The following is an 11556-nucleotide window of genomic DNA, read 5'->3' as shown; positions in this document are numbered from 1 at the left end:
CTTATTTTTTAAATTTTTACAAGCTTATACTGCCAGAATACGCCTGCTCCAGCTTCAATAGAAACATTAATTGTATTACTGTCAATAAACGTTACACTATATGTGATTGATGATGGTGCATCAGCTGGATTGCTTAACTCACCTGAATTATTTGCTTTAGGCACTCCTATAAAAGCACCTACACCATTTAGTGTTACAGTTCCTGCTCCTTCATCATATGTATAAGTTGCTGGATTAGATCCATCATGAGGTGCTACTGGAGTTCCACATGCATCTCCTCCACCTTGCCAACCTTCAACCCAAGTATCTGCTCCAAGAACATTACTGAACGATCCATCAGCTCCAAAAACATATTGGTCATCATAGTAACAAGCTCTATCAGTTACACAAGCAGCATCACAGTTCCACCAGCTAGTGTCTCCAGGTGCTGGACCAACTCCTAAAGCTCCTGCTTCCTGAGCGACTTGCCATGTTCCTGCTAATGGAGATACTGGCTCTGATTCTTTAACTAAATGAAATTGCCAGAATACGCCTGCTCCAGCTTCAATAGATACTGTCATTTCAGTGTCGAAATTAGAAAGCTCTACATTATAAGTAATAGATGCTGGCGCATCAGCTGGATTACTTAATTCACCAGAGTTATTGGCTTTAGGCACTCCAATATAAGCTCCTACTCCATTTAATGTTATTGTACCATCTATATCATTGTAAACAAAAGTTGCAGAATTAGATCCATCATGAGGTGCTACTGGAGCTCCACATGCATCTCCTCCACCTTGCCAACCTTCAACCCAAGTATCAGTACCAAGAACATTACTAAAAGTTCCATCAGCATTAAAAATATATTCATCATCATAGTAACAAGCTCTATCAGTTACGCAAGCTGCATCACAGTTCCACCAGCTAGTATCTCCAGGTGCTGGACCAACTCCTAATGATCCTGGAGCAGTAGATAACTTCCAAGTTCCTAAAACACCTGTTGGTGTTGCTGATGGTGTTTTCCAGAAATAAATATTATCAATAAACACTGTTCCAGCAGCCCATGGTTCGCCTACAAACTTTAGTTGAAAAATCTCAGTTACTGTTAATCCTTGATCGATATAATCTGAAATAGGAATTTCAATACTTGTCCAGCTATTAGCATTTAATGCTACAGTTACTGGAGCTTCAGTAACTGTACCTGATGCGTTATTAATTAGTGATACTTCAATATCAGTCACTGCATCAGCAGTCCAAACATCTAAATGAAGAGATTCCATGTTAGAAACGTCTACCGAAGTTCCATCGGCTAAGGCAATACCTTGATAGCTTAAATTTACATATTGTAGCATTTGGTCTCCTCCTAAATCAAACATAGCCCAACCACTGCCTTGACCTCCTTGTCCCCAATCTGGAAAATAGTTAGTATCTGGAACATCATTATAAACACTACTAAATATTGATATTACATCTTCTTCAGCTCTTGAAGGTGGTGTTGGTGCCGATGCTAATGGTTGTAAAATAGCTGTAACTTCAAAGTCTTCTGAATATGTAGTTGTTTCAATAGCTGCTCCCATTGCTTCAATAGTAATGGTGTAAATACCAGCTTCTTGGTAAGTGTAAGAAATAGTTTCACCTATATTGGCTGAAGATGGCTCAGTTGAATCATCTTCTCCAAAATCAACTTCATAAAACATTGCATAATCTGCAGTAACAGTTACGTTAACTGTTTTTGATAATGCTGAATCGTTTTCTATAATAACTTCTAAAATCTCTGGAGCTTGAAATGACACTACAATTTGTTGTGTGATAGTAGTTGATAAACCATTAAGTCCGTTAGCAGTTATTGTTGCTTCGTAAGTTCCTTCTTCGTAAATATGGTCTACACTTCCTCCTGGTAGGATAACTCCTGAAGGTTCTGAATTATCACCAAAACCAATGTTAAAGGTTGTTACACCTTCTGCTAAAGGTGTTATGGTAACTAATCCTGTGTTGTCTTGTGTTACTCTTACAGATGCCGAAACATTTGTTGGCGCTTCAATTTGATTGACAAAATCTGTATTATCATCATCACTAGTACATCCAAATAATGTAAGGACAATGAGCGATAAGCCAAGTGTGTACTTTAAAATTTTCATAGTCTTATATTTTAGTATCCTGGGTTTTGTTCCCAATTTCCGTTTGAGAATTGAATCTCTTGTAATGGAATAGGAAATAATTCGTTCTTATTAGCTGTAAATCCTGGTATTTCAGTACCTCTTCCTGTTCTTACCAAATCAAAGAAGTGATGCCCTTCACCTATTAATTCTACGCGTCTTTCATGATAAATAGCTTGTGTTAAAGCGTCTCCTGTTGCTGTAACATTATGCTCTGTATCACCAAAGGCTCTTTGTCTTACTCTATTAAGGAAATTTTGAGCTTTAGTATCATTGATATTTCCTCTGTTAAAAGCTTCTGCAGCCATTAATAACACATCAGCAAAACGAATTGCTCTGTAATTATTAGGGTTTGTTAGGTTTAAATCTCCTGCTGCTTCAGTACTTCTAGTTCTAGGTAAATACTTTCTGTTGAAATAGCCTGTATGCTCATAACCTGTACCATAAGTAGCTCCTGTTTCATCTGCCCATGCTTGGATATCTAAAATTGCAACGTCTTTTCTTAAGTCACCATCTTCAAACTCGTCAACAGCTTCTTGAACAGGAACATTAAAGCTAAATCCTGGTGTAAACAGTGGGCCACTATAGTTTCTTACTCCACTAAAACCAACTGCAACATTACCTTCGCTACACTGTAAACAATCGAATCCTGCTCCTTCAACATCAGTATATTGAACTTCAAACACTGACTCAATTCCGTTTTCGCCTTCCATCTCAAAAATGGTATCATAGTCGGTAACCAAATCATACGGTCCATCCATAATTAAAAGGTCTAATACATTTGCTGCTTCTTGAAACTTATCTTGATATAAATACACTTTTCCTAATAATGCTTGTGCTGAACCTTTAGTTGCTCTTCCTGTTTGTGGTGCAGTGTAAGTAAGATTATTTACTGCGTAGATTAAATCGGTTTCAATAAGTGCATAGACATCTTCAACTGGTGACCTTGGTATTGTAGTTTCATCACCTAATTGAAATCTTGATTCCTTAATTGGAATGGGACCAAACCATTTTACTAATTCAAAATTGAAATAAGCTCTTAAAAATCTTGCTTCAGCAATTATTGTTTCTCTACCTTCAAAATCGGTTTTATCTTGAAATTCTAGAATATAATTTGCACGATTAACACCTGCATACATCCAGTTCCATATATCTCTTAGGTTACTGTTTACTGGTGTATGAATCATATCGTCAATTTGTTGCCACCCAACAACGTCAGTAGCACTCTCTCCTCCACATAAAGTATTATTAGAAGCTATTTCTCCTAAAATAACATTAGCATAGGTAGATTGAAGTATATCGTAAACTGCTATCAAGGCATTGTAATAATCGTCTTCTGAATTGAAATAGTTTTCAGAATCTATGTTATATGTCGATACATCTTCTAAATAGTCGTCACCACAAGCATTAATGGCTAAACCCATAACGATTAAAAGTGACAGTTTTTTAATTTTTCTTAAGTATGTTTTCATTTTAATCATTTTTTTATAGTGAAAGATTTAACCCTAATAAATACTGTCTTGATATTGGGTAAAACCCGTAGTCGATTCCTCCTCCAATTGCATCTCCAGAAGTAGCTGCAGGATCATACCCTGAGTATTCAGTAAATGTAAATGCATTGTTTACCGCTGCATAAATTCTGAATTTACTCATTCCTATTTTTTCTAAAACATTATCAGGTAATGAATATCCTAATTGGATGTTTTGAATTCTCAAGAATGATGCATCTTCCACATAAAAATCAGAGAATAATCTGTTAGTTGTTGAGGCAGTTGTAACTCTAGGTACTGTATTACTAGTACCTTCACCTCTCCATCTATTAAGGTATAAATTAGAACGGTTTACATTAGGTTGAGACCTCTCGTAGTTTCTAACCATTTCTTTTCCAACTTCAGCATACATATAGGTTGCAAGATCAAAATTCTTGAAGTTTACACTTAAATTCAATCCCATGTAATAGTCTGCTTGCGGTTTTCCTAAATAAGTTCTATCATCAAAATCGATAACTCCATCACCATTAACATCTGCATAACGAATATCTCCTGGAGCAGCTTCAGCTCCTAAAGCCAATTGTGAAGGATGTGCTTCAACTTCAGCTTGGTTTTGAAATATTCCATCTGTTTTTAATCCATAAAAATATCCTATTGGTTGTCCTACTTCCATTCTTGATGGTGCTAATTGACCCACGCCAAAAGCGCCTCCTTCAGGAATAACATCTCCATTGATTGAAATTACTTCTCCTTTTACATTAGTAAAGTTGAAATTAGCAGCAAAACTTAAGTTATCAGAAAAGTCATCTTTATAACCAATACTAAATTCAAACCCTTTACTACGTGTTGTTCCTGCATTAACCGTTGGGTTTCCTCCTCCTGGAGCAGCAGTTCCTAAAATACCTGAAACTGGTAAACCTCCTATAAGCAGATCTTCTCTATCTTCAACAAAATAATCTGCTGTAATGTCTACTTTGTTGTTAAGTAATGTAATATCAAAACCTACATCTAGCTTTTCTGCTGTTTCCCATTGCGCATTAGGATTTGGTAATCTACCATTTGCAACTCCTGTTACTAAAGCTCCATCCATTACATAAGTAGCTTCACCATTTAATAAAGCTCGGTATAAATCGGCTCCAACATTATTACCAAGTGTACCATAACTAGCTCTTAATTTTAAGAAATCTATTACTTCAGAATCTTCCATAAATGGTTCATCAGAAATTTTCCAACCAGCAGTTACAGACTTAAAGTAGTCTACTCTATTTTCTGGAGAAAAATCTGAAGCAGCATCTCTACGAACCATTGCAGACAATAAGTATTTGCCCATATAATCGTATTGCAGTCTTCCAAAGTAAGATGTTAGCCTGTTATCGTAAACATAAGAAGCATTTGATTTTGCATCACTTAATCCTGGTGTTAAACTTATATCTGCAAATTCCCAAGAGTTATTTGGTACATCAAATCCGCTTGCGCTTAAACCATCTCCCCAATTTCTTTGAGCACTTGTACCCAATGTTACTGTTGCGTGGTGCTTATCGGCAAATGTTTTATCGTAATTAATGAATGTTTCCCAAGTATAAGAGTTGTAGTGGTTTCTCGATTGGTCAACTCTACTTCTAGGATTGTTAAATACTTTTCCTGTTCCGTACTCAACAATTGGAGCAAACGATTTTCCTTTATCAGAATATACTTTGTATCCAATTCTTGAGGTCACGGTCAATTCTTTTAAAGGTTTGTATTCTAACTGAAAATTACCTTCAATATTAGTTCCGTTGTAACTGTTATAAGTATTTCTTATTTGTGACAGTGGATTAATAACTTCGTTTCCTAAAGTACCATTCCAATCTTCTTCATCTACATTAAAAGTTGGCGCATAGTTTAAAGCATTGAATAATACCGAACCTAAAGCGTTCTCTGAAAACCCTCTACTTGATGCTGTAAAATAATTGGCATTAGTTGTAAACTTGAATTTTTTAGAAATATCTATTCCTAGGTTAATCTTGATGTTGTTTCTAACAAAATCAGATTTATCTCTAGCTACTATACCATCTTGCTCCAAACGCGAAGCTCCAACATAGTAAGTAATTTTTTCACCACCACCAGACAAACTAACATTATGGTTAGTTATAGGTGCATTACTAAATACTTCGTCTTGCCAATCAGTTCCGGCTCCTAATCCTGAAACATTAGGATAAGGTAACGCTTGCCCATTAGCAGCATAACTTTCATTAAGTAATAAAGCATACTCTGTAGCATTTAAGTAAGGAAGTGTACGTGTTGTCTCTTGAGTTCCTGTATATGCATTATATGAAAACTTTGGTGCTGAATTTTTCTTACCTGACTTTGTAGTAATTAAAACGACACCATTTGCTCCTTTAATACCATAAATAGCTGCTTGAGCATCTTTTAACACTGTTATCGATTCAATATCATTTGGACTTATAGTGTTAAAGGATGACACCTCATAACCATCAACAATGTAAAGTGGCTTGTTACTACCATTAGAGCTAATACCTCTAATTATAATATTAAACTCAGCTCCTGGAGAACCCGAAGGCGAGTTAACAGTAACACCTGAAGATGTACCTTGAAGTGCTATTGCTGCATCTACAGGTTTTAAATCTTCTAAAGTTTCAGATGATACTAGAGACACAGCTCCTGTTACATCTTTTCTCTTTTGTGTTCCGTAACCAATAACCACTACCTCGTCTAAAGATTCGGCATCTTCAACTAAAAGAATTGAGATTTCTTGACTACTTGTTATAGTTACTTCTTGAGTTTGATACCCTAAATAAGTAACTACTAAAATTGAATTAATTGGCACATCGTTAATTGAGAAATTTCCATCAAAATCGGTCGAAGCACCTTTTGCTGTGTTTTTAACAACAATATTTACACCTGGTAGTGGTGCATTTGTTGCTACATCTTTTACATTACCTTTTACGTTAATTGTTTGCGCATAAGAAAATGCGGAAAACATAAATAAGGCAATAAAAGCAATGAAGTATGTTTTTTTCATATAGATTGAATATTAGTTGTATGGTAAAATTATCACATTACACTAATAAATTATCAAAAACGCACGCTACAAAAAACATACAAATCAAAAAAAATCACATTTTTTTACGAATTTGACAAAAAACCCTTACTGTTGTTAGGTTTTAGAAGCATTACAAAACACCAAACTACATCGTTGTAGATTAGCTATTTGCATAAAATGTTGTGGTAATGTATAGGTATTTTAACTATTTGTTTGGGTGTTATAAATCCAAGATATAATTTGTTAAGCTCACATCATGCTCTAATTCCATTTTTTTGCGAAGCCTGTATCGTTTTACTTCTACACTTCTAGGAGAAATATTTAGTAAAGGTGCTATTTCTTTTGAACTTAAATTTAGTCGCAAATAAGCACATAATCTTAAATCGTTTGGAGTAAGTGATGGGTGTTTAGCTTTAATCTTCTTAAGAAAATCTTTATCAGCATTATTAAAGGCTTCCTGGAAGAGTTTCCAATCGTCTGTATTATTAAGGTTTTTATCAATGATTTTAATAACAGGTTTTAAACCCTTTCCTTCTTGGGCAGCTTTAAGTTCATCTTTAATGTTATTTAAAAACTCATTTTTCTTTATCAAACTCATTGTAGAAATAGCCAGCTCTCGGTTTTTATTATCAATGTCTTGTTGTAGCTTTTCGTTCTTAAAAGCCATAAGCTGTTGTTCATTTTCTAATTTCTTAAGATCTAATTCGCGTTGAGTCCTTTCTAATAGTTTTTCACGTTGCTTTTTGTAATAGTTTTTATATACATTATGCATAAAGAATGAAAAAAGCGCAACACTAAACACATATAAAACGATCATTGTATTGGTTATATACCAAGGCTTTGCAATTGTAAAATTATAAGACGCTACATTAGTTGTAATAGTATTACCTACTCTTCCTCTTACATTAAAAGTATAGTTTCCGTAGGGTAAGTTTTTGAAAGACTCTTCAGAATAGTTACTCCACGAACTCCAATTATCATAAATTCCCATAAGCTGATATTGATACTCTGCCTCAGAATAACGGTTGAATTCGGAAATACTATACGAGAATGTTATGTTGTTTTCTTTATTTTCAAAATTTCCTGACACAGATTTATCTATAGCACTTTGGTCTCCATCAAGAGCACTCATTTTTATTGTGTTGATGTCTATTTTAAACTTTCGTTCTTTAAGCTTTTCTAAATCAACTACAATATATCCTGATGAAGACCCTAAAAGGTATTTTTGACCATACAAGTAAGATATATTCTCATAACCTGTCATTTCATTTCTTAAAGAACTTGGTAAAGCAATTGAATGTATTTCTGGGATATGACTTAATTTCCCGGGTGTAAGATAGTTAAGTTCCTTATCAGAAAAACTCCAAAGCCTATTCGTGTTTTGATGCGCAATCAACTTTCCTGAAGTGTAGTTTTGCTCATTAAATAACTTACTGTATATAGAATCTCTTTGAAATGTACTGTTTTCAGAATCATATTTAAAAACCCCTTTTTTATAGGCATAATAAATTGAATTGTTAAATTTTACTAGACTAGAATTATAGCCTTTATCTACAGTACTATCTTTTGTGAGTTTAATAACTTTGGTTAAGGTTTCGTCAACTTTTATTTTAAAAACTCCTTTGTACTCATGACTTACTAGAATCTCATTATTTTGTGATTGCTCAAAATACTTAGATGAATTATTAAATCCTTCTATTTTATTCCTGAAAGTCCAACCTAATGATGTTTTCTCTAAAATGTTCAACCCATTATAATTTCCTTGTAACAGTAGGTTTTCAGCATCTTTAATAGGTTGAATATCCCAAGTACCTTGCACATTGGAAACTAATTGTGCTGAATCATTTTCTACTACATAAGTTCCCATATTATGACCACAAAATAATTGGTCATTTACAACTCTTAAACACCAAACCTGTCCTTTAGTACCTTTAATAAATTTAAACGCTTCGCTGCTATCTTCTTTTTTGTAGAAAAGCCCTTGATTAGTTCCTAAATAAAGGTTTCCATTGTAAACTGCAGAACAATACACAGTTCCTAAATCGCCTTTTATATCATTGTAAATTCTAAACGGAGAAGTAATATTAACACAGTTAACACCATTATCTAGACCAAGCCATATATTGTTATCCACATCTTCCATTAAAGATAATACAGTATTATTACCCAAACCATCTTCGTGACTTATGGAATAATTAATTATACCATTTTCGGTTAAATGCAATAAACCGTTTGATATTGTTCCTAAAGCAAAACTGTTATCCTTAAGCTGAATGCTACTATAAATCGTGAAATTTGATAATTGAACGTTGGCAGGAATATTCCATTTTCTCAATTCATCATTATTGTAAACAAATAATCCTTCTGATTGCGTATGTATCAACAATGATTGCCCTTGTTGAAATACATTTACTATCCTACTACTCTTCAATACTTCATTGTTACTTACTAATTTAGGTAAACCGTTTTCTAACTTGAATAAACCTTTGCCATACTTCTGAAAGTAAATACTATTACCTACCTTGTACATTTTAACAATTTCAGTTTCGCATTCAATAACCTTTATTGTTTGGTTTGAAATATTATAAATGTAAATTCTATTTAAAGACTGAAACAATACCCAATCATCAACTCCTATGATGTTCCAAAACTGTTCGTCTTCAATAAGTGGTTGCTGTAAGGTTTTAGATATTGAGGTATAATCTAAAGTTCCAAATTGATTATGCGACCAATAACCAAATTCCATATAACAACCTGTATAAATACGCTCATTAATAGCTTTTACTGAACGCATAACAGTTTCGTTAGGTGAATTATAAAGTGTCCATACTGCTCCATTAAACTCTAGAAGACCTTTATTATTTGCTACATATACATATCTATTATCTGCTTGGGTGATTGACCAATTTTGATTTCCAGCATTGTAATCTTTGGTAGTAAATACTTCAATTGGAGGCAATTCATCTTGAGAAAAGCAAACACTATACTGTATAGCTATAAGAAAAAAAGAAAGTATATAGGTTTTAATTTTCACTCCAATTTATATTATTAGTTACACAAGTATACAAATAAAAAAACACAACTCTCAAATTACACAATCATTGGTCAATGCTATACTTGTCAAGTTATTTTAACAACTCTATAATTTATTTAACAATTGTTTAACTTCGTTTAGTTCGGATTGTTCCGAACTTGATATATTTTTGCATCATAATTTTTTAAAATAGTATTATGACGAAAGATATATGTAGCAAAAAAATGGCACTAGTTGAAAAACTTGGTGTACACTTAGAAAGTCGCGAAAAACTTGCTCCAGTTGCTGCACGTATAATGTCGTACGTGATTTTAACTGGTAAACGAGGTTCTACTTTCGATGAGATGGTAGAAGTATTGTGTGCAAGTAAAAGCACTATTTCTACTCACCTAAATCACTTACAAGATTTAAAAAAGATTGAATACTTCACTAAAACTGGTGACAGAAAAAAGTATTTCATCATTAATAAAGATTCTGTTTTACATCATATTAATGAAATGATTAAAGAATGGGAAGAAGTTGCTACACTTCATAAAGAAATGAAAGCATACAAAGAAACAATTAACGAGCATATTACAGATGAAGATGAAAAATTTGACCTAACCTTTCATAATGATTATTTAAGATTCGTTCAAGATGCTTCAGCTTCGATAGAAATTTTAAAAGAAAACCTAATTAAACATAAATTTAACCTTTAAGACAATGAAAACAAATAAAATAGCATCAATATTAACCTTAGCCAGTGTGTTTCTAGTCATGGTTAGCTGTGGTAATAAAGACAATACCCAAGCAGCTGCACCACAACAGCAACAAGCCTTACCATTTCCAGTAACGCAAATTCAAACGCAAACAGTAGAAGGCTATAATGAATACCCTGTAAACATAGAAGGTATTGTAAACAGTGATGTGCGTGCGAAAACTTCGGGTTACGTTCAAAAAGTATTGGTAGACGAAGGTTCTAGAGTACGCAAAGGTCAACCTCTTTTTAGATTAGAAACACAATCTTTAAGTCAAGATGCCGAGGCAGCAAAAGCACAAGTAAATGTAGCTCAAGTCGAAGTAGATAAACTTAAACCTTTAGTTGAAAAGAACATTATTAGCTCAGTACAGTTAGAAACTGCTAAAGCCAATTTAGCTCAAGCCAAAGCTAATTATAGCAGCATTGTAGCTAATATTAGTTATGCAACCGTAAAGAGTCCAGTAGATGGTTACGTAGGTTCAATCAATTTTAGAGAAGGTGCTTTAGTAAGTGCTGCTGATGGAACACCACTAACAACGGTTAGCGATATTAGTAAAGTCTATGCGTTTTTCACTTTAAACGAAGCACAATACATAGACCATTTAAAACGAATGAAAGGTCAAACAAAAGCTGAGCGTATCAAAAATTCGCCAGACGTTAGTTTAGTATTGGCAAATGGCGATATATATTCTGAAAAAGGTCGTATTCAAACCAGTACTGGTCAAATTAGCGAAACAACAGGTACCATTAAAGTAAGAGCTGCTTTTAATAATCCAAACGAGTTATTAACCAATGGAAATAGTGGTAAAATACGTATTCCTTCAACTTATGACAATGCTGTAGTTGTACCACAGTCTGCAACTTATGAGCAACAAGGAAAAGTAATGATTTATACTTTAAGTGAAGACAACAAAGTGAGCAGTAAAATTATTGAAATTGAAGCCAAAGTAGATAACTTATATGTAGTTAAATCTGGTATAGATGCTAATACAAAAATTGTAGCTTCAGGTGTTTCAAAATTACGTGATGGTATGGCAATAGCACCACAAGAAATTCCATTTAGCGAAGCCACAAAAAAAGTAGCTACCTTATTTAAAAACTAAAATCATTTTATA

At 33.7% G+C, this 11556-nt stretch carries 6 protein-coding genes; 2 read left to right on the top strand and 4 right to left on the bottom strand.

Annotated features, from left to right (window positions below):
- Window positions 1-8: 8 nt before the first annotated feature.
- The 4 genes from ABD011_RS08600 to ABD011_RS08585 form a co-directional block, all read right to left on the bottom strand.
- Window positions 9-2117, bottom strand: a complete 2109-nt coding sequence (locus ABD011_RS08600) for a hypothetical protein (RefSeq protein WP_343797481.1) — start codon at window positions 2115-2117, stop codon at window positions 9-11.
- Between the two features lie 11 nt (window positions 2118-2128).
- Complete coding sequence (locus ABD011_RS08595; RefSeq protein WP_343797479.1) at window positions 2129-3607, bottom strand: RagB/SusD family nutrient uptake outer membrane protein; 1479 nt, start codon at window positions 3605-3607, stop codon at window positions 2129-2131.
- Between the two features lie 13 nt (window positions 3608-3620).
- Window positions 3621-6647, bottom strand: a complete 3027-nt coding sequence (locus tag ABD011_RS08590; protein ID WP_343797477.1) for a SusC/RagA family TonB-linked outer membrane protein — start codon at window positions 6645-6647, stop codon at window positions 3621-3623.
- A 241-nt stretch (window positions 6648-6888) separates the two neighbouring features.
- Complete coding sequence (locus ABD011_RS08585) at window positions 6889-9702, bottom strand: helix-turn-helix and ligand-binding sensor domain-containing protein (RefSeq protein ID WP_343797475.1); 2814 nt, start codon at window positions 9700-9702, stop codon at window positions 6889-6891.
- Window positions 9703-9899: 197 nt separating this feature from the next.
- Between ABD011_RS08585 and ABD011_RS08580 the strand changes: the two genes are divergently transcribed.
- Both ABD011_RS08580 and ABD011_RS08575 read left to right on the top strand, forming a co-directional pair.
- Window positions 9900-10400: a GbsR/MarR family transcriptional regulator gene (locus ABD011_RS08580; RefSeq protein ID WP_131507446.1), complete on the top strand. Its 501-nt coding sequence runs from the start codon at window positions 9900-9902 to the stop codon at window positions 10398-10400.
- 4 nt (window positions 10401-10404) lie between these two features.
- Window positions 10405-11544, top strand: coding sequence for an efflux RND transporter periplasmic adaptor subunit (locus tag ABD011_RS08575; protein ID WP_343797473.1), 1140 nt, complete (start codon window positions 10405-10407; stop codon window positions 11542-11544).
- Window positions 11545-11556: the final 12 nt, after the last annotated feature.

Source organism: Gaetbulibacter jejuensis, from assembly GCF_039524015.1.
In the GTDB taxonomy this organism is placed as follows: domain Bacteria; phylum Bacteroidota; class Bacteroidia; order Flavobacteriales; family Flavobacteriaceae; genus Gaetbulibacter_B; species Gaetbulibacter_B jejuensis.
Note: the sequence above shows the minus strand (reverse complement) of the source record. Positions and strands in the feature narration are given on the sequence as shown.